We start from the raw sequence: 21,720 nt of genomic DNA on the forward strand, positions 1-21,720 counted from the left end.
ACTCCTAGCGAGACAGTGTTTTTAAAATATCGGCGAAAACACCCGCAGCGGTAACTTCTGCGCCTGCACCGTATCCTCTAATCACAAAAGGCTTCGGCTGATAATACTGGCTTAAAATTGCCAACGCGTTCTCACCGTCACGAATATCATATAGCGCATGTTCTGAATCGACCGCTTCAATGCCAACGCGACAAATACCCTCTTTTATACTGCCAACATAACGTAACTTCTTGCCCTCACTCGCCGCACTTTGCACGCGATCTGCAAAAGCTGCGTCCAGTTCAGGCAACTGCGCCATAAAATCATCAACGCTAGTATCAGCCGCAAATTGCTCAGGCACAACTGGTTCGACTTCAATATCACTTAATTCAAGTTCCAAGCCTGATTCACGTGCAATAATTAATAGCTTTCTAGCCACATCGGTACCAGATAAATCATCTCTTGGATCTGGTTCTGTAAAGCCGTTTCGCTTCGCTTGTGCAGTTGCTTCAGATAAGTTTAACCCATCTTCAATGGCACCAAACATATATGATAAAGAACCAGATAAGATCCCACTAAAGGACAGTAACTCATCCCCTGCACCAAATAGAAGCTGTAAATTATCGAGTACCGGTAATCCTGCACCGACGTTTGTTTCATATAAAAACTTGCGCCCTGATGACTGAGCAGCTTGTTGCAATGCTCGATAATAGGCCATGTCACCTGTATTGGCTTTTTTGTTCGCAGCAACCACGTGAAAGCCTGCTTTGAGAAAGTCAGCGTATTGATCAGCCAATCGTTCAGACGAACTACAATCAACAATAACTGGGTTGATTAGATGATTGCGCTTTACAAATTGTTCAAGTTCATTGAGGTCAAAGCCGTTATTAACCTGCTTTAACTGGCTTTCCCATTGATCAAAATCAACGCCTTCATGACTCAGCAAGCATTGCCTTGAGTTTGCCACGCCGTACAGGTTTAATTTGATATTGCGATTTGCAAGCCAGGCTTGTTGTTTTTCTAGCTGCTTAATTAACTCTTTGCCCACTAAACCACAGCCAAGTAAAAAGACATCTATTGACGGAACATGGGTGAAAAAGTTTTCATGGCACACCTTCATCGCATCTTTGCATAAGTCACCCGACACAACCGCAGATATTGCGCTTTCTGTAGAATCTTGCGCAATGGCCACGACATTAACTTGAGCTTGCGATAAAGATGCAAAAAATTTCGCCGCTAAGCCCTTATGAGACTTCATGTTGTCACCAACTAGGGTCACAATTGCAAGATCTTTACGAACTTCAACAGGTTCAATTAGGCCGGCTTGTGTTTCCAATTCAAATGCCGACTCTAAGGCGCTTAAAGCCAGAGATAAGTCGTGTTCATAAACGCAAAAGCTAATGCTAAATTCACATGAAGATTGTGTGATTAGGACAATTGAAACGTTGTCATTGGCTAACGCACCAAATACCCTCGCAGCCATACCCACTTTGCCTTTCATACCTGGCCCTGAAACAGTCAACATAGCCAGTTTATCCAAACTTGATAAGGCCTTTACAGGTTCATCACCACCGCCTTGGGAAGAAATGAGCGAGCCGGGCACGTCTGGATCATGCGTATTTTTGATTTCACAAGGTACATTTGTTTTCGCACACGGTAAGATGGTTTTAGGGTGTAGCACTTTAGCGCCAAAATAGGCGAGCTCCATGGCTTCTTTATAAGATAAGCGTTCAACTTTTGTCGCTTTTTTTATGAGTCTTGGATCTGCACTATACACACCGTCGACATCAGTCCATATCTGACAAATATCTGCATTTAAACTTGCGGCCATAACCGCTGCCGAGTAATCAGAGCCATTTCGGCCTAAGGTTGTTAACTCGCCTTCGATATTGCTGCCAGTAAAGCCTGCCATAACGAAGATGCCATCACCCTTATCATTAATATGCTGGCGAACTTCAACTTTTGTTTTGTCTAAATCTACTTCTGAGTCAAGATGCTCTGGGTTCGTTTTTATACATGCTGCAGCGTCTAACGCTTTAGCATTATGTGTTTTTAACATAGAGACCATCAAGGCAACGCTAATCCGCTCACCAAAACTAATGACATATGCATTAACCGCCGCAGGGCACTGCTTAAGCAGCTTAACACCCTCCAACTTCTCACGAAGCTGATCCAACTGAGGCCAACCTAATACTTCACCATACTCAGATTCAACTTCCTGCCTCAAACCTTCGCTGCGCGCGACAAATTCATTCCACTTAGCTGCGTATTGTTCACCTTTTTCGGCGCTTTGTGCCAAAGACACCAAACTGTCGGTCATACCGCCTGGTGCTGATAAGACAACTACAGCCTTATCACCACCGTAATTAAGAATTAAAGATCTGACCCGCTTCAAACAAGCCATATCGGCAAGTGATGAGCCTCCGAATTTTAAAACTCGCATAATCAATTTTCCTCATTCCAAAACCAAAAAAGGCCTGTGCTCTCAGTGAGCACAGGCCTTTTTCAAATATGCACGGACCTATGCCACTATCCAGTGTGGATGGTGGTCGTAATAATAATTGTCACGTTACATAAAATTGGGTTCATGGTTTTTTGTTAACCTAACTAAAATTTGTTTATAAAATGTCTTCGTGATTTAGATTGCCCGATTTACAGTCAACCTGTCAAGACGATAAATGAAAATTAAATATGCAAAATGTTCAAGATACGTACAGGGATGTGAAAAGCTTATCTAACGAATGCCGTATTCACTGAGTAAAGAAAGTAATTGCTCTGGCTTTACTGGTTTTTCAAGAAATTTAAGTGCGCCTAATTGAGCAACTCTCACTTTCATCTTATCTTGAATATCTGCAGATATAACCACCACATAAGTTTCTATTTTATTCGCTTTAATCGCTTCAAGGACACCAATACCATCCAGGATCGGCATAGTTAGGTCTAAACACAGCAAATCTATTTGCGAATTTTGCAATATTTCAACAGCCTCTTGGCCGTTTTTTGCCTGACTGATCTCAACATCAAGGTTGGAGCTCAAGCAACGCATAACTTGCTTACGTGCGACAGTAGAGTCGTCACACACTAACACGGAGTAGCTCATAAGAAGGTAAATCTTTATTGTTCTAGTAACAAATAAACGTTATTGTTGTCCTAATCTTATAACACAATAATCAACATCCAGTAAGTTTTTTATATACTCTTATATGTTGTAAAGATAGCAAGATAAACATTTATTTTTAGCCATTTATTGGCTAACTTTAAGTTTAACACGTGTGCTATAACATGGTCGTCAGGAGCTAAGAACTCTCCATGCTACAGAAAAGTCTGTCCAAAAAACTACTAACAAACGTTCTGTCAGTTTACTTTCTACTAACGTTCGTCGTCACTTGTGGACAAGTGGTTGCAGAATATGTCAATACCAAAGACTACATTCGTAACGAACTGACTATGTTACAGAAAACATTCAGCCGCAGCCTTACTCGTGCGATATGGGAATTAAACACAAAGCAAACGGTCACCACCGCAGAGGGCTTGCTTGCAATACCCATGATTGAAGGGATCATCGTGCGTGATGACAGTGGTGAAATCATCTCGCAACTTGGCCGCTCCTTGAACATTCATGAGCTCTACAGCCAACAACTTGTACAAGAAGAAGCCCTCATTGAAGATACGCCTTCAGGGCTGTTTGGTTACACCTTTCCACTCATTTTCGAATTCTCTGGCCGTGCCACGCAAGTCGGCGACGTCACGCTATTTTCAAGCCGAGAAGTAGTCTTTAGCCGGATCATGATCTCTATCTATTTCTTGATAGGGAATGCCATGGTCAAAACAACCTTCTTAATTATTCTATTTTTGTTAGCGTTTAGAAAACTGCTCACCGAGCCGCTAACGGATTTGACTGAGCAAATTGAAGATTTTGAAGTAGATAATGTGGATGGCCACAAGATTGACATCGATACCACCGAGCGAAATGAGCTGAAAGTCATGGAAGAGGCATTCAACAAGCTCATAGATAAAGTGGCTGAATATCGAAAGCAATTGGACCAAACCCAAAAAGAGCTCATCATTAGTAATGAAAAGTTAGATCAACATAATATTCAACTTGAACAAGAAGTCGCGAGGAAAACCTCCAATCTCAGCCAAGCGATGATGGACCTCCAACAACAAAAATATGAATTAGAAAAACAAAAACTGACATTAACCGAAGAAATTGATCTCAGACGTCAAACAGAAGAAGAACTACTGACTAAGCAAAATGAATTGGAAAAATATGTCGACGAGCTCAATATGGCCCAAGAGCGCTTAGTTGGCTCTGAAAAAATGGCAGCACTTGGCGGGCTTGTAGCAGGTATAACACATGACATTAATACACCAGTCGGTATTGGCGTAACCGCAACGTCTTTCTTGCAAGAACGCTTAGACCAACTAGAGGCCGCTTACAAAGAAAAAACGCTATCACCTAAAGCGTTAGAAGAATTTATGCATGAAGCGAAGCAAAGTGCGAGCTTACTCACCAACAACTTAGCACGCGCTTCTGAGCTTGTGGCCAGCTTTAAACAAATTGCCGTCGACCAAGCAAGTGAAGCCGTTCGAACCATTAATTTTCAGCAATATTTGGAAGAAGTGTTGCGCTCATTGCACCCCAAGCTGAAAAAAACAGCACACGAAGTTAACATAGACTGCCCTGCTGATCTTACCCTCAACTTACCAGCGGGTGCTATCAGCCAAATATTTACCAACTTGATAATGAACTCTTTAATCCACGGGTTTGAAGGGGTCAATAAAGGCACCATTGATATTCAAATCACAGATGACAACGATGATGTAAAAATCGTATACAAAGACAATGGTAAAGGTGTATCTGCAGCACAACTAGAAAAACTGTTTGATCCATTCTTTACCACTAAACGAGATCAAGGAGGTAGTGGTTTGGGAACTCACATCACATTCAATCTTGTGAAGCAAACTCTCAATGGCGATATCGAAGTCAGTTCAGAAGAGGGAGAAGGTCTTACCTACCACATTCGTTTTCCAAAAGAAATGAAAGCACAGCAGGCTATGTTTAGCTAACCTCACGCTCTTAGGGCGTGAGTAAAGCACTTTTTTCACGCCCAAATAACCTGTCGCTTTTTAAAATAACCAGCTCGATAATTTTCGTTTTGCCCAGCCCAATAGGTTTGCTATGATGCAAGTCGATTTTTAACTTGGATATTTGAATATATGTGGTTCAGCAACCTAATCTGTTACCGTTTTAAACAAGATGTTTCGTACACACAAGAAGACTTTGAAAAAGCACTAGAGCAAGACATATTTCGCGCTTGTGGTAGCCAAGATATGAGCACCTTTGGTTGGGTAAACGCATTAGGGAAACACGGTCAAACCCTGTCTCACTTTTCACAAAACAGCATTCTTTTGTGTGCTAAACGCGAAGAAAAAGTCCTTCCTGCTGCCGTTATTAATGACATGGTTGCAGAAAAAGTAGAGCAAATTGAGCGTGAAGAAAACCGCCCAGTTAAGAAAAAAGAAAAAGACGAGCTCAAAGAAAATATCTTAGCAACATTGCTCCCTCAAGCATTTAAAAAGTCGAGCTTACAATTTGCTTTTATCGACCAAGAAAGTGGTTGGGTGATTGTAAATAGCGCGAGCTTTAACAAAGCCGAAGAGATGATGGCCTTGTTGCGTAAATCTTTGGGTACCTTGCCTATCGTGCCAGCATTTGCAAACTACGACCTAGATGTATTTTTAACTGACTGGTTGACTAAATTTGAGGCACCTGAAGGATTTGCCATTGGTAATGACGCTGAATTGCAAGATGCTGCCGATGAAGGCGCACAGGTTAAACTAAAACAACATGACCTAGCTAGCGACGAAATTAAGCTTCACTTAGAAAATGGTAAGCGTGTTACCAAGCTTGCATTGGATTGGAAAGAGCGTGTTCAATTCTTATTGCAAAATGATGGCTCAATCAAACGTGTTAGCTACAACGACGCACTCAAAGAGCAAAACGCGGATATTCCAAAAGAAGACTTGGCAATCAAACTAGACGCTGACTTTATCCTCGTTTCTGAAGAGGTCAAAGAGTTGCTCGAAGACCTCACCAAAGAGCTTGGTGAAAAAGACGACCTATAATAGACAAAAGGGCCAACAGGCCCTTTTTACTTTAAATAATCCGCCTTAGGCAAACATCGACTTCACACCCGTTAGCAAGTCTAAATACGCATCATCCGTAAACATATCAATAGAGCGAAGCACACCTTTTTCTTCATAGACCCCAAGTGCAGCAGCTTTATCTGACACTTGTAGAATGCCCTCTACAATGGCCCCTGCACGAATAAAGTCAACGTAGCAAACGTGTTCTGGCTTATAATTCGGATTCGCCCAGCTCTCTGCAACTTCAACAAAGTCATCAGTAAAGCCCCACTCACGCATAATCGCTCCGCCAATGCGCCCTGCTAACTTTTGGATTGCATGCGCTAAGAAACTGGGGTTGGCGAACACTTCTGGGTGCTTTTCAGCCTCAGTTAAAATTGGCAAAACCCCAATGTTAAACACCAAAGATGCCAACGTAATGGTATCTTTATTCAGTGAAGTATGCTTGTTTAAACGTAGATAAAACTCCATGGTGGAAATAGCCTGGCAGGCAACTTTTAACGTTTTTTGCCATGCCTTATCCATGTAGGTTTTGATTAACTTATTGTTAGAAACAAACAACTGCTCCATCGCCATCGCCGTTGCGATGTTTTTAATTTGCCGCAAGCCGATTCGGGTCACAGCCTGATTGAGCGTATTGACTTTAATAGAGCGCCCCATAAAGCCACTGTTTGCAACCTTAATCATACGTGCAGCCAATGCTGGATCATGAGAAATGACATCCGCCATTTGCAACAAGTTTACTTCAGGGTCGTCGGCAGCCTGACGGACTCGAACAGCAACTTCGGGGAGTGTAGGTAAGACAAGTGTGTCATTATTGATTTTATCGACAAGAATGGTAAGTAATGCGTTTTCTGTAGACATATGGTCAAGTCCTTTAAATTCGCCACTTAACTATGGCCTTATAATTTTTACTGCTTTAAGTATTGTCTAACTTCTCGATAAAGTTAAGAAAAGTATAAAAATTATTCTTAGCATTTAGGCGTGAATAAATACTTTGTTTTAACTGTTTGCTCAATTGCTATTTTTTAAGCATCATAGATGCCTCACAATCATAATAACTAAAATCTCAAGGGTAAATGATGAAACTTTCTAAACTATCCAGTGCTATTTTGGTCGCCTCAGGCTTGCTAGTAAGCGCGTGCTCTCAACAACCATCAGAAAAAGCAGATACTAAGCAAGCAGAAAAGCAATCCTCTGCAACACATTCATTAATAAATGTTGATCAGCAACGACTCAATATTTATACCGAGGTCACCTTAACAAGTGATTTGAGTCACCTTAATGACAACCAGAAAAAGATGATTTCACTGCTCATTGATGCATCAAAAATAATGGATGATTTATTTTGGAAACAAGCTTTCGGTCAAAATAAATCCGCATTCCTAGCGGGCATCGAGGATGACAAAGTACGCCAATTTGCCGACATTAATTATGGTCCTTGGGACCGTTTAGATGGCGACAAAGTATTTCTGAGCGGGTTTGAAGAAAAAACACCCGGCGCACAGTTTTACCCAAGTGATATGACTAAAGCGGAGTTAAACCAAGCTGAATTTAAAGACAAGCAAGGTCTTTACTCCATGGTAAAAAGAGATGAGCAAGGAAACCTATATTCCGTACCCTACGCCACTGAATATAGAGCTGAGCTAGAACAAGCTGCAAACCTGCTCAGACAAGCAAGCTCATTGGCTGTAGATAAGCAGTTTTCTAACTACTTAAACCTTCGCGCAGATGCCTTATTAAATAACAGCTATCAACCTTCTGATTTTGCATGGATGGAGATGAAAAATAACCCCATCGATGTTGTCATCGGCCCGATTGAGACATACGAGGACCAATTATTTGGCTATCGCAGTGCATTTGAGTCTTATGTATTAATTAAGGACTTAGCATGGAGTGAGCGTTTAGCTAAATTTGCGGCCTTTTTACCAGAACTTCAAACAGGTCTACCAGTTGCGCAAAAATACAAGCAAGAAGTACCGGGATCAGATGCAGATCTCAACGCCTATGATGTAGTTTACTATGCAGGTCACTCAAACGCAGGCAGTAAAACAATTGCCATCAACCTCCCTAACGATGAGCAAGTACAATTAGAAAAGGGTACCCGTCGACTTCAGCTTAAAAACGCAATGCGTGCTAAGTTTGATAAAATTTTAGTCCCTATCGCAGACGAACTGATTGTGCCCGAGCAGCGCAAGCACATTACCTTTAACGCATTTTTTGCCAACACCATGTTTCATGAGGTAGCCCATGGCCTAGGCATTAAAAATACCATCACCGGCAAGGGCACGGTTCGACAATCATTGCAAGAGCACGCCAGTGCAATCGAAGAAGGCAAAGCCGATATCCTAGGTTTGTATATGGTTGAGCAGCTTTTGAAAAAAGGCGAAATTACTGAAGGTACTTTGGAAGATTATTACGTCACTTTTATGGCCGGTATATTCCGATCAGTGCGCTTTGGTGCATCCAGTGCACACGGCAAAGCCAATATGATCCGCTTTAATTTCTTTAAACAAGAGGGCGCGTTTTCTAAAAATGCACAAGGTCTTTATCAGGTAGATATGGATAAAATGGGCGCCGCCATGGAGAAATTATCAAACTTGATCCTCACATTACAAGGAGAGGGTGATTACCACAAAGTCGACCAACTCATTGCAACCCACGGTGATATAAAAGCTGAGCTGCAAGCTGACTTAGATAAACTTGCAGATGCGAATATCCCAGTAGATGTGACATTTAAACAAGGTAAAGCCGTATTGGGCCTTTAGCCATGAAAGGCGCTACAGTGCGAGCGCCTTTTTCAATTCTATAAGCTGCTCATCCGTATACGGTATTGCAGGATGCAGACCCCAAACAGGTTTTGGCCACGCGACATCATGCGTAAAACGCGCAATATGGTGTACATGTAACTGTGGCACCATATTACCAAGGGCAGCGACATTGAGCTTTTCAGGTGTAAAAACTGCCATTAACAATTCACTCAACTGCTTTGACTCCTGCCAAAACTGCTGTTGCTGCTGCTCATTTAAATCAATGATCTCACGCGCGCCATCGACTTTAGGGACCAGAATAAACCAAGGGAATTGGCTATCATTCATTAAAAGCACCGTACTTAAAGGCCACTGCGCTAATTCAATGCAATCTCTTTGTAATTCTGGGGCAAGTTCAAATGCCATTTTTTCTACTCCGATAAAAAAGCAGATAACGAGTATCTGCTTTAAGGTAATTTTACTTAGTTAGAGCACAAAAGACTCTATCAATCCTTACAGGCAATAACGTGCAAACAAGCTGCTCACAGTTGCAGCCGTTGGCTTACCATGCTGCCAATCACCGCCTTCAACACCGCTACCTGCAATGTCCATATGAACGTAAGGTAAAGGTAGTTCAGAATCACAACCATGTTTATCCAGACCACCCACAATCGCCAAAAATGCCATAGGGAACTGGTGACCACGTGCTGTCACAGCTGATGGTGCATTGTTACTTGAAAGCACATCATCCGCCAACGTGCGAGGCTGAACAAAATCGTAATCTTCACGACGGCTACGAGATACCTCTGCACAATCAGCCCAAATATCGCCTTGATCAGCAATTTGGCGTGAAACCGCATTAGCTCGTGCCGGACCGTTTTCAACAAACGCACTGTATGGGCCCATCGCGCGCGCTGCGTGACCTGTCAATGTTGCTACAGTGAACAGCTCAGGGTTAACTTCTGATTTAGCTAAATCTTTCATTTCACTTAGCAGATCGCCCATAGCTAAACGCCCTTCTGCGTCGGTATTACCGATACGAACACGTACGCCCTCGCGAGTTTCGATGATTTCATCAGGCACAAAGCAATCAGAGCCAATTGAATTTCGAACAACCGCCAAGTAAGCAATCACTTTCACACCTTTTGGCTGATACTCTGCCACTGATTTCATAAAGCCTGCAACAGATGCTGCACCGCCTTTATCGCGGCTCATACCTGCCATAAAGCCACCCACTTTCAGATCTGCACCACCCGTATCATAAACAAGGCCTTTACCGACAAACATCAATGTGCGTTCAATATCTCCTTCTGGAACATATTCCATCTTAACTACGCGTGGGTGATGACGCTCAACAGCATACGATGCACGCGCTACAGTGCCAAGCATAGGGTAGTCTTTATCAATGGTATTAATGTCTGAGATCACCTCAACTTTGACTGAGGTGTTTTCAAACAATGAGACACAGTAGTCAGCAAAGCGCGGCGGTGCCATGCGCTCTGGCTCAGTACCACATAAGTCACGTGCCGCATACTGACCCGCGGCAATGGCATTGATCTGCGCACACATAGCGTCATCAGCATCAACCAAGAAAATCTGCTCAACCGGTTCAATATGCTCGCCGCGATACTCACGTGCTTCTAGCGGTTGCCACAATGTTTGACAAGCACCTAAAAAAGCAACTTGTAACGCATTTTTATAACGTTCGTCACTTGGTACGCCCGCTAACACGATCACTGGTTTCACAGCACCTGATGCTTTTGCTTGTGCAATGGCAGCTTGGCCCGCGGCAAAAAAGCGACGCACATCATCATAATCACGGTTAAGTTGACCTGTTGGTGCGATAATTAAACGCTGCCCCGGAACTTGAGGTGCTAACAAAACATTTGCTTGAGTGGCCAAACGCGCATCAACGGCTAAATACGGTGCGGCTATGTCATTAAGTTGCTGATCGCCTAAATCGTTTACATCAGATGTGATAACGATCACTGCATCGGCATCGCTTTGCTGCCAGTTAGAAGCTGGCAATGAGAGAGGAAAAGACATAAAAATGGCCCTTGTTCTTGTAATTTAAGGGCCAATTATCGGTTATTTAGACGCAAGAGCCAAGCTAGCTGCTCGATTCTTCACTGTCCGGAGCAGCTTCCGCTGTACTTTTGAGTTTACTGACAACACTCCATGCTTCGAGCATAACAAGGACACTCACCACCAAAACCACAATATCCAGGCCAACCAATAGCCAGTTACCTTTCTCATAGTATTCACCCAATTTAATAAGACCGGCAAAAAAGGCCATTAAAATAACAAATATCATGGGGATTAATGTAAATTTTGCGGGTCTGCCAAGTTTGATAAGGTACACAGAAATGACCAACAAGGTTAAGCTTGCCAGAATTTGGTTGGTCGAACCAAATAAAGGCCAAATGATCATGCCACCGCTTCCTGAAGCGCCACCAGCCCCAAAAGCCAATAACAAACAACACCCTACTGCGACTAAGGTAGCAATAATGCCATTTTTCAAAATAGGGAGTTTATAAATATCACCCCACTCTTGAATAATATAGCGCTGCAATCGAACACCTGAGTCCATCGTAGTACCTGCAAACAACACCACCATCACAGCCAGTAATGTAGAAGCTATCTCAGCAGACAGTCCCCAACCTGTGCTTATCAAGTTTGAGCCACCTTGAATGAATGCACCCACTGAGCCCGCACCTAAATGGCTATAAATTTCATGCCACTCTTCTGGGGAAACCGCCAGCATCACACCACTGACAGCCACTAGGGTGATCAGCGCCAAAGAGCCTTCACCAATTGCACCTAAATACCCAACAAATCGCCCGTCGGTCTCTTTATTTAATTGTTTGGAACTTGTGCCTGAAGACACGATACCATGAAAGCCAGATACGGCACCGCATGCAATCGTGACAAATAGCAGCGGAATAATACTGGGGGTATCTATTGCGGTTTGTGTGTTAAAAGCCGGTGCTGTGATATCTGGCATAACAACGAATACCGCACCGTATAAAAGAACAAGGCCAACCAGTAGCTGCATACCATTAATGAAATCACGGGGTTGAAGTAACATCCAAACAGGTAATAGCGAAGCAACCGCTGCATAAACGAATAAAATTAAGATCCAACTGGCTTTATCTGTTAGCCCAAACACTTCACTGGGCAGTGCAATCGGCATTCCACTACCTGCATAGATCGTTGCATACAACACCACAACACCGACCAAACAAAGCGGAATTAACGGCACTTTACGCTTTAACAGTTGGCCGATAATAAGTGCAACGACAATAGCAGCCCAAGCAGGGAAAACAGCATTTGGATTAGCAACAAATGAATTTGCAATCACCACTCCAAATACGGCGTTGACCATCAGCAATACCAAAAATACCACAATCATAAACAGTGAACGTGTGCGTTTACCTATGACTGACTCAGACAGCGCCCCCATGGACTTGCCTTTGTGACGCGCACTGGCCCATAAAGCGCCCATGTCATGCACACCGGCAAAAAAGATAGTACCAAAGACCACCCATAAAACAGCTGGCACCCAACCCCAATATACAGCAATCGCAGGGCCGACGATGGGAGCTGCGCCAGCAACAGATGTAAAATGGTGTCCCCAAAGTACCACTTTATTGGTTGGGACATAGTCAACACCATCGTTAAATTCATGAGCAGGAGTGACGAAGTTATCGTCCATTTTAAAGATTTTAGTTGCGATAAACTTGGAGTACACAAACCAGCCAAATAGCATCCCCAAGATACCAAACAATACTATCATGATAGATTGCATGGGTTGTCCTCAGTGTTATTGTTGTATTAACACCACTTTAACACGGAAAATCGCAATTTCAGTTATATTTTAGTCGCACAGATGGGCTGAGATAAAATGACACCACAGCGTCAATTAAATAATCCCATTTGAATTTGATTGCTCGGTGCATCACCCAACCCAATTTGCACCCCAACTAATCGAACTGGTTTATTGCCATAACGAGCAATGGCTTGCTCTAATAAAGTACACAAAATATCTGGATCAATATGGCTACACTGGCATTCTTTTGTGGTTTGAGAAAAGTCGTAAAACTTCACTTTAACACCCAACTTAGTGAAGGCACGCTCTGTTTGATACCCTTCACTGCGACGAGTCAATTCAGGTATGAGTTTGTCACATAAAATCGACTTTAATTGCGTCAGATCTTGGATATCTTTTTCAAACGTGGTTTCAACACCCACTGATTTACGCACACGCTCCGTTTCAACACCCCGCTCGTCTATTCCCTGGCACCGTCGCCAAAGCACCCTGCCAAACTTGCCAAAACGATGTGCCATTTCATCCAAGCTTAAGCCTTTCACATCCTTGCCGTGCACTAAGCCACAAGCCAATAATTTTTCATGTGTGACCTTACCCACACCCGGAATTTTGCGAAGTGGTAACTCATCGATAAACGCATCTACACGCTCTGGCGTGATCACACATTGTCCATTAGGTTTGTTTTCATCACTGGCTATTTTTGCCAAAAATTTAATTGGCGCAATACCTGCTGATGCAGTGAGCCTAGTCTCATTAAAAATATCTTTGCGGATTTGTTCTGCAATTAATGTGGCACTGCCATGAAATGCAGTGCAATCAGTCACGTCAAGATAAGCCTCATCTAATGATAAAGGTTCTATCAACGACGTATACCTTGCGAAAATAGCACGAATTTGATGGGATACTTCTTTATAGACCTGCATACGCCCTGGCACAATGACAAGCTGAGGACAGAGTTGTTTGGCCTTATAATTAGACATGGCTGAGCGCACACCGTATTGGCGTGCAATGTAATTAGATGTTGAGAGCACACCTCGGTGGCTTCTACCGCCTATCGCCATTGGCACATTAGCCAATGAAGGGTCATCGCGCATTTCTACCGCAGCATAAAAGCAATCCATATCAATGTGAATAAACTTTTTCACGAACGCACACCTAACCACTGTTTACTTATACAGTATATTGACAGCTTAAATCTTGTTTGTCTACGCTCTGTTCACTCATTTTGGTTAGGTGCCACCTTAAGCGCCTTTACTGGATAAAAAATAGACTTATTATTCAATGCTTTAATATATCAAATAAATCAGTGCATTAGGGTCAGTCATCACAGGTGTTACTTAAATTAAAGTTTCTTATATAGCTGCAAACAGACTTGATATAACGAAGACGCACGTCAGATTAGTTTGACAGTAAAAACCGCTTAACCAAAGTTATATCAAATACACTTTTTAGTTTCTGGCTTCAAGGTCAGTGTGTACATACTCAGCGCATAAATCGCAGCACACTGGGCTAAAATAACGCATGCGATAAAGTAGTTTCTAAAATATAGCTTGATGAATGCATTATCAATTATCCAATACTTATAGCAAAGCACTTCTATCCAAGTAATAAAATTAACCAATGCAGCTGCTGCTAATAATTGAAGAAATCGGACTTCATAACGCGACAATATAGTACGCTCAGCCACGTTCAAGAAAAACACTTGCTGAGTATTTCGATAGCAAAACAATGCCATGGGGCGTCTAAAAACGATAGGCGTCATAAACAAAAAGCACATAAAGACTTCAAAAAGATAAAAGTGTACTTTCCAAGTATAAACCTCACTAAAAGTTAAAAACTCAATTATTTCAATTACTGTGTAACTGAGAAGAAGCCATCTTGCAAACGGATCACGCCAACTGATTATTAGACCTAAAAAAAGAACTACAAATGCCAAATGGTCGATAATCGCAAATATAATTTTTTCATCCATACTTGATCCATCAGATTGCTTTGCAAAAACAGGGATTAAAATACAATAAGTTACATGTGGCGTTCACACAACCAAAATATATTGGTACGCAATGAATAAAATACCAAACTACTTTTTCACCTTCACCATTGCCTCAACACTCAAGCACCAACAAACACCTGCACAATAAGAAGAAATGCTCTACACTGCTGTTAGTCGATATAAATCTTAGCGCCGCTATTTAGCAGGGTGCAATTGTCAGATTTTGCAAGGAGTATCTATGAAGTACAGCCAATTAGGCCACTCACCATTAAAGGTTTCGCGAGTTTGTTTAGGAAGTATGACTTGGGGTTTGCAAAACAATCAGCATGATGCGGATGAACAGATTAATTATGCTTTAAGTCAAGGCATTAACTTCATTGATACTGCCGAGATGTATGCAGTCCCTCCATCGCCTGATACCTATGGAAAAACCGAAAAAATCATAGGTGATTGGTTAAAACGTCATGAAGAAAAAAGATCAGAAATAGTTTTGGCTACTAAAATTGCAGGAGCTGGACTAAATTGGGTACGAGATGGTAAACCCATAAATAAGCAAGCGGTGATCGAAGCTGTAGATCACTCTCTCAAACGATTAAATACAGATTATATTGATGTATACCAGTTACATTGGCCAAACAGGACATCTCCCCACTTTGGCAAGCACTGGCATGGTATGTTAGACCTGCACGCGGTGAGTAAAAAACAACAGTTAGACGAAATGAGTGATATTTTAGAAGGTCTCAAAGCATGCTTTAGCCAAGGCAAAATTCGCCATTGGGGGCTGTCTAACGAAACCCCTTGGGGTATCAATACCTACCTCAACTTATGTGAGCAACACCATATTGAAAAGCCCGTTTCAATTCAAAATGAGTTTAATTTACTACACGAAAAAGACTGGCCTTATTTACTAGAGAATTGTGTTAACGAAGACATTGCCTACCTACCATGGTCACCTTTAGCTGGTGGTCTGCTGGCAGGTAAATATTTGGGTGGTGCTAGACCAGAGGGCAGTCGCTGGACACTGATGCAGCGCCATGGCTTATTTAGAGATACGCAGTATTCGCAACAAGCAACAGCCGCATACCAAGAAATTGCTCATGAGCATCACTTAACAACGGCGCAATTGGCATTAGCTTGGTGTGATCAAGTCGATGGTGTGACCTCCACCATTATTGGTGCAACATCAATGGCGCAATTAAAAGAGAATATCAGCGCGTTTGATAAACCACTACCTCCTGAGGCGCTTGCTGAAATTGATACCATCTTAAAAACTTACCCAGTGCCTTTCTAGTCACCGCCGCACACAAGGAGAATGTAAATATGGTACACTCACCAATTTGCATTCTCTAACAACAAAGTCATTATGAAGCAACTCAATACCAACCCCGCTGAGGCGTTGCCTGGCAGTCATTTTATTCGGCACGCAGCACGAGCAATCGTCACTAAAGATCAAGAAATCTTACTACTCTACACCGCAAGGTATGATGATTACACTTTGCCGGGAGGTGGCGTTGATGAAGGTGAGAATATGGAAGCTGCGCTTGGCAGAGAGTTGCTAGAAGAAACAGGTGCAAAATCCATTACCCAGATTAAGCCCTATGGTATTTATGAAGAGTTTCAGCGCTGGCACAAACCTGAATTTGATAATGTACATATTATCTCACACTGCTTCATCGTAGAAATTTGCGGGAACTTCACAGCACCTCAAATGGAAGCGTATGAGCAAGCCAATGGTATGCGACCTGTATGGGTACCAATTCAAGATGCCATCGCACATAATCGAAATACTTTGGCTAATAGTGATAAAAAAGGTCAATCTGTACAAAGAGAATTAACTATCTTAGAAAACATAGCTAAAGATATCATGAAGTTAAACCTAGACTAAACGTAATAGCAGCGCGAGCTAGTCAGTTCGCTACAGGAAAGCATAGACATTGGCTCGCAATGTGCCCCTGGCTATCACAAATAATGTATCGTCTCAGTTCATGCCAGTGACGAATTCTTTGATGAGAGTTCGTCACACAAAGAAGTAACATAAAACAAACACCTCATACCCCACTCAATTATGAGTAACAGCCAAGCTCTCCTTTATTTGCATTGCACCGAGATGGTAGATTGTTGAAATAAATAAAAGACATTGCCTGTGGAGTATCCTATACCATTTCTCATATTTTGGGGACACATGTGTATTTTTGTAACATAAATGTAATGAAAATAACTTGTGACGTCATAATGAATAAGTGGTTAGACAAATAATCTCAATAAATTTCATTGCTAATTGGTAATTTCAAAATTCTGTTCTAAGTTTTGTGATGGGAGTATCGAAGCTAAGGAGTAGACTATGACCATACGTCAAACTTTCATTTTACTTTCTTCTCTTGTCATGATCGCACTGTTTTGCATGGTGGGTGTATTGTGGTATGAAACAAGCCATATAGCGAATTTAGGACAGCGACTCGCAACCAGCAAAGAGATTAATAATGACCTTTTGATGCTCAGACGTCATGAAAAAGACTTTTTGCTTCGCAAGCAGCAAAAGTATGTCGATAAGTTTGACGCCCGTATCAAACTGATGCGGCAAAATATGTCAGTCCTTAGTGGGCAGCTTCCTACTCACTTGCAGCAAGCCCTCATTGTCGCCGAAAAAGACCTGAGCAATTATGAAACCAACTTACGTAACTTAGTCGCACTGGATACAAAGATTGGACTTACCCCTAACCAAGGCCTGCGAGGAGAATTCAACCAAGCTGAGATCGCATTGCATGAGTCGCTCACCAATATCGGTGATATCACAGCAATGAGTAAAGCACTTCGGCTAGTGCTGTTGGAAAATGACTTTCAAACTAACCTCAACATGTCGACTAAAAATGAAGTAACCCAGCAACTCGCAGTGATGAAAGTCTATTTCAATGATCAGTTTAGCGGTGGACAAAATGACCTTACTTTATTTGAAAATACGGCGCGTGCGCTCACTACTGCCCTGGTTGAGCGAGGGCTAGATGCAAGCTCAGGGCTAAGAGGAGAGCTGAGAGGCAGTATTCATAAAGTTGAGAGTACAATGAACCAATTGTCTGGCGATATAGATCAAGGGATCCAGCACGAACTTATTGCCGCGAAAAATCAAGGCTTGATGCTAGCTGGTATCCTAACTGTCATCATCGCTGGGTTATTACTGTGGAAAGGTGCGCATATTGTGCAACGACTCAAAATTGCCAATGCTAATATGGCCACCATTAGTCATGGTGAAGGGGACCTGACCCACCATATTGAGCTCAGCGGTCGAGATGAAGTCACAGAGTTTGCAGGATCAGTCAATCAATTTATCGATACAACCGCCGATATTGTCAGGGAAATAAAACATACGGGCGAAACAGTAGAGAGCGGTGCTCACCAATCGGTTGAGGTAACGAAACGCTCACAACAAGCCATCGAAGAGCAGAAAAACAATACTCATGCCGTGAAAGTGGCGGTCAGTGAGCTAGTGCAAGCCGTTTCTCTGATTGCAGAAAACAGCGTTGCAGTGCAAAACAATGTCAATGAGGCCGATGAAAATATGGCCCGCGGCTCAGAAATCATGCACAAAGCCCATCACAATATGTCGGAGTTGACCGGGCACATCAACGAAAACAGTAAACTGATGCAGCAATTATCCTCAGCCAGTGGCGAAATTGAAAGTGTGACTTCAGTCATACGTGGGATCACAGAACAAACCAATCTACTCGCACTGAATGCCGCTATAGAAGCTGCGCGCGCTGGTGAAAGCGGTCGAGGCTTTGCGGTCGTCGCTGACGAAGTGCGCACACTGGCAAAGCGCACTCAAAGCTCTACCGTGGAAATCGAACGCATGATCCATGGTCTGCAAAGCTTGGTCCATGACTCAGAGCAAGCAATGCAAACAAGCTTATCTTTAAGTGAGCAAATGTACGAAGGGATCACAGATGCCCAGCAAAGCATGGATGATAACAAAAGTGCGATGGATAAAATACGCGATATGGTGATCCAAATAGCAGGCGCAACAGAAGAGCAAATGGCAACCGTTCAAGGTGTAGAAAATGCGGCAGCCAATATTTCTGTATCAGCAGAGCAGCTCTATGTTGACTCTTGCCAAAACTGCAAAAACTGTGAAGCACTTGAATTTGACGCCCATAAAATGCAGGAGGACGTATCTAAATTCAAAGTATAAATCATCAAACGCCTTACACTGCGGCACTTTTGCACCTCAAAAGTGCCCGAGAGATCAAAGTAATTCTCTTATCTTCTCGAAATATAATGTAAACATGTTACAGTCTTGAGTAAGCACCTCGCTTAATATAAGCAATTCAAAGGAGTAGGCATGAGTGTAAAGCGCATCGGTCAGTTTTTTAATCCCAAATCGGTTGCAGTCATCGGCGCCTCCAACAACCCTAACAGGGCGGGTAATGTCGTCATGAGAAACTTGCTACAAGGTGGGTTTAAAGGGCCTATTATGCCAGTTACACCGAAATATACAGCTGTCAATGGTGTACTTGCGTATTCGGATATAGAGCAACTGCCCTGCACCCCAGATCTTGCCATTATATGCACGAACAAAGACACCCTTTGCCAACTCATAAAAGCACTCGGTACGCTTGGCTGCAAACACGCCATTATCGTTGCTGCTGGATTAAACAATGAAGAAAAAAATACCTTAAAGCACTGTGCACAACATGCCGAAGTTACCCTACTTGGAAGTAACAGCTTAGGGCTGATCTTGCCGCATATCGGTCTGAATGCCAGCTTTTCACACACAGTGGCGAAACCAGGTAAACTTGCGTTCGTATCGCAATCGGCTGCAGTCTGCTCTACCATTTTGGACTGGGCAAAAAACAAGCACATTGGCTTTTCTCATTTTGTCTCTGTCGGAGATTGCCTTGATATCGACTTTGATGAGCTACTTGATTATTTAGCACGAGACAGTAAAACCTCAGCTATTTTGCTCTATATCGATAATATAAAAGACGTAAGGCGCTTTATCTCCGCAGCTCGCGCTGCAGCGTTCAATAAGCCTGTTATTGCAATAAAAACAGGTAGAACCATTGCCGGCGCGCGTGCAGCATACAACCACACAGGCGGTAAAACGTCAGATGACGCGGTCTACGATGCCATGTTTCAACGTGCAGGGATGCTGCGCGTAAACGATTTACGAGAGCTGTTTGCAGCCACGCAAACACTTGCACTGCACCCCAAATTACTCAAAGTCGAACACTTAACAATCTTAACCAATGGTGGCGGCCCGGGTATTATGGCTGTCGATACCCTATTGATGCGTTCAGGTAAGCTTGCAAAGCTCAGCGACAAAACCATTGAAGCCCTTAACAATATTGTGCCTCAATCATCACAAACTGAAAATCCGGTCGATATTTTCGGCGACTCGTCACCTGAGCGCTACCAGAAAGCTTTAGAAGTTTTATTAAAAGCCGATGAAGTTAAAAATCTGCTGATCATACATACGCCTTCAGCACTGGCACCCAGTTCAGCATATGCCAAGATCATCGCACAAACGCTAGAAAAACTGCCCAAGATGGCCAGACCGTTTGTAATGACTAACTTTATGGGAGAGGAAGCCGCACGTTCCGCCAGAGACATTTGTGTATTAAGTAACATACCAACATATCGAACGCCTGAAGGGGCAGTCAGTGCTTTTATGCACCTGATCACCTATCGCCGTAACCAAAAGCACCTGACGCAAACCCCTGAGTCCATCATTCAAGACGAGTTAATCGATAGTCGTGCTGCAAAGCAGCAAATCAATCGTTACTTACGTGCTGGGCATCAATATTTATCAACCCACTCAGCGAGCCAAATTCTCAAAAACTATGGGATTGATTGTATCCAAACCGAAGTCGCCCTCACTCCTAGTGAAGCCAAAGAGCAAGCAGAAGCCATTGGCTTTCCTGTCGCATTAAAGTTACTGAGTGCCGCCATTCCGTCTAAATCTGAGGTCGGCGGCGTGGTGCTCAACCTAAACGATGGAAATGAAGTGGAACAAACCGCTTTTTCTATGCTGCTTCGAATTAAACAATCATATCCCAATGCAGAAATAGAAGGCTTTTCTCTACAAAAAATGGCATCTAGGGCCGGTACACAAGAGCTGCGTATTGCGATAAAAACAGAACCTGATGTTGGGCCAGTGATTTTATTAGGGGAAGCCGGTACAGGCCTGAATTTCTCTCAAGCCGCCGTCGCACTGCCCCCTTTAAATATGAATTTGGCTAAATACCTCATCGCCGCAGCCCATGATAAAGGCGTTTTGAAAGAGCGTACTCTACCAGATAAAGTCGATAAATATCGACTGTGTGCCCTACTCACTCGGGTGTCTCAAATGATCATCGAGCAGCCTGATATACATAGCCTTGAGCTCAACCCCATTTTGGCAAGCTCTGGACAGTTTTTAGTGCTAGATGCACAGATAGGCTTGTCACCATATCAGCCTACAGCACATCGCAAACGCTTAGCCATTAAGCCATACCCTAAAGAGCTGGAACGCCAAATTACACTCAAAAATGGCCAGAAAGTGACGCTGAGGCCGATAAAGCCTGAAGATGAGCGCCACCATCAAGAGTTTGACCAGTCACTTACTAAAGAAGATAGGTATAAGCGCTTTTTTGGCCAGTTGCCACAGTTTACCCACGACCAGTTGGCTAAGATGACACAAATTGACTACGACCGCGAAATGGCATTTATCATTAGTGAACGACACAAAAGCACGTTTCGTACACTGGGTGTTTCGCGAGTCTTGATGGACCCAGACAACACGCAGGCTGAGTTTTCTGTCATAGTGCGCTCGGATTCTCAAGGCCTAGGCTTGGGGAAAATACTTATGAGCGCAGCCATTGATTACTGTAAAGAGAAAGGTGTCGACACGATTGAAGGGATCACCTTGTTTGAAAACACGGGTATGATAAATTTAGCAAAACACCTAGGTTTTAATGTCAGAAGAGACTTTGAAGAAGGCGCTGCAATTATGACTATGCCGCTTCAAGCAACTAATCCGTAGTTAA

General features: G+C 42.9%; 15 protein-coding genes. 7 read left to right on the forward strand and 8 right to left on the reverse strand.

Going from position 1 to position 21,720, the window contains the following annotated elements; all coding sequences use genetic code 11:
* Positions 1–4 precede the first annotated feature (4 nt).
* Entirely contained in the window at positions 5–2,422 is a 2,418-nt protein-coding gene (thrA, locus tag N477_RS07400) for a bifunctional aspartate kinase/homoserine dehydrogenase I (RefSeq protein WP_063361865.1), read from the reverse strand.
* A 291-nt stretch (positions 2,423–2,713) separates the two neighbouring features.
* Complete coding sequence (locus N477_RS07405) at positions 2,714–3,079, reverse strand: response regulator (protein WP_063361866.1); 366 nt, start codon at positions 3,077–3,079, stop codon at positions 2,714–2,716.
* Positions 3,080–3,288: 209 nt separating this feature from the next.
* Between N477_RS07405 and N477_RS07410 the strand changes: the two genes are divergently transcribed.
* Positions 3,289–5,049, forward strand: coding sequence for a sensor histidine kinase (locus N477_RS07410; RefSeq protein WP_063361867.1), 1,761 nt, complete (start codon positions 3,289–3,291; stop codon positions 5,047–5,049).
* A 150-nt stretch (positions 5,050–5,199) separates the two neighbouring features.
* On the forward strand, positions 5,200–6,108 hold the full coding sequence (gene rdgC / locus N477_RS07415) for a recombination-associated protein RdgC (RefSeq protein WP_063361868.1): 909 nt from the start codon (positions 5,200–5,202) through the stop codon (positions 6,106–6,108).
* 45 nt (positions 6,109–6,153) lie between these two features.
* Here the strand turns inward: rdgC and N477_RS07420 are convergent, their stop codons facing one another.
* Positions 6,154–6,993, reverse strand: coding sequence for an HDOD domain-containing protein (locus N477_RS07420; RefSeq protein WP_063361869.1), 840 nt, complete (start codon positions 6,991–6,993; stop codon positions 6,154–6,156).
* A 218-nt stretch (positions 6,994–7,211) separates the two neighbouring features.
* On the opposite strand from N477_RS07420, the gene N477_RS07425 reads away from it, so the two are divergent.
* Entirely contained in the window at positions 7,212–8,897 is a 1,686-nt protein-coding gene (locus N477_RS07425) for a dipeptidyl-peptidase 3 family protein (protein WP_063361870.1), read from the forward strand.
* Positions 8,898–8,909: 12 nt separating this feature from the next.
* On the opposite strand, the gene N477_RS07430 is transcribed toward N477_RS07425, so the two are convergent.
* The 5 genes from N477_RS07430 to N477_RS07450 form a co-directional block, all read right to left on the reverse strand.
* Positions 8,910–9,305, reverse strand: coding sequence for an HIT domain-containing protein (locus N477_RS07430; protein WP_063361871.1), 396 nt, complete (start codon positions 9,303–9,305; stop codon positions 8,910–8,912).
* A gap of 87 nt (positions 9,306–9,392) precedes the next feature.
* The gene (locus N477_RS07435; protein WP_063361872.1) at positions 9,393–10,925 is read right to left on the reverse strand and encodes a peptidase M17; all 1,533 of its coding nucleotides are present in this window, start codon (positions 10,923–10,925) and stop codon (positions 9,393–9,395) included.
* Positions 10,926–10,989: 64 nt separating this feature from the next.
* Positions 10,990–12,687: a carbon starvation protein A gene (locus N477_RS07440; RefSeq protein WP_046356692.1), complete on the reverse strand. Its 1,698-nt coding sequence runs from the start codon at positions 12,685–12,687 to the stop codon at positions 10,990–10,992.
* Between the two features lie 110 nt (positions 12,688–12,797).
* Positions 12,798–13,853: a DNA polymerase IV gene (gene dinB, locus N477_RS07445; RefSeq protein WP_155731836.1), complete on the reverse strand. Its 1,056-nt coding sequence runs from the start codon at positions 13,851–13,853 to the stop codon at positions 12,798–12,800.
* Between the two features lie 290 nt (positions 13,854–14,143).
* Positions 14,144–14,680 carry a hypothetical protein gene (locus tag N477_RS07450; RefSeq protein ID WP_063361874.1) on the reverse strand — a complete coding sequence of 179 codons (537 nt, stop codon included), beginning with the start codon at positions 14,678–14,680 and terminating at the stop codon, positions 14,144–14,146.
* 259 nt (positions 14,681–14,939) lie between these two features.
* Between N477_RS07450 and N477_RS07455 the strand changes: the two genes are divergently transcribed.
* The 4 genes from N477_RS07455 to N477_RS07470 all read left to right on the forward strand — a co-directional run bounded on the left by N477_RS07455 (position 14,940) and on the right by N477_RS07470 (position 21,716).
* A complete protein-coding gene (locus N477_RS07455) occupies positions 14,940–15,992 on the forward strand; it encodes an aldo/keto reductase (RefSeq protein ID WP_063361875.1) in 1,053 nt (350 codons plus the stop codon).
* Between the two features lie 72 nt (positions 15,993–16,064).
* Positions 16,065–16,586, forward strand: coding sequence for an NUDIX hydrolase (locus N477_RS07460; protein WP_063361876.1), 522 nt, complete (start codon positions 16,065–16,067; stop codon positions 16,584–16,586).
* 456 nt (positions 16,587–17,042) lie between these two features.
* Positions 17,043–18,884: a methyl-accepting chemotaxis protein gene (locus tag N477_RS07465; protein WP_063361877.1), complete on the forward strand. Its 1,842-nt coding sequence runs from the start codon at positions 17,043–17,045 to the stop codon at positions 18,882–18,884.
* Positions 18,885–19,034: 150 nt separating this feature from the next.
* A complete protein-coding gene (locus tag N477_RS07470) occupies positions 19,035–21,716 on the forward strand; it encodes a bifunctional acetate--CoA ligase family protein/GNAT family N-acetyltransferase (RefSeq protein WP_063361878.1) in 2,682 nt (893 codons plus the stop codon).
* The last annotated feature ends 4 nt before the right edge of the window (positions 21,717–21,720 follow it).

This window comes from Pseudoalteromonas luteoviolacea H33-S (assembly GCF_001625695.1).
GTDB classification, from domain to species: Bacteria; Pseudomonadota; Gammaproteobacteria; order Enterobacterales; family Alteromonadaceae; genus Pseudoalteromonas; species Pseudoalteromonas luteoviolacea_B.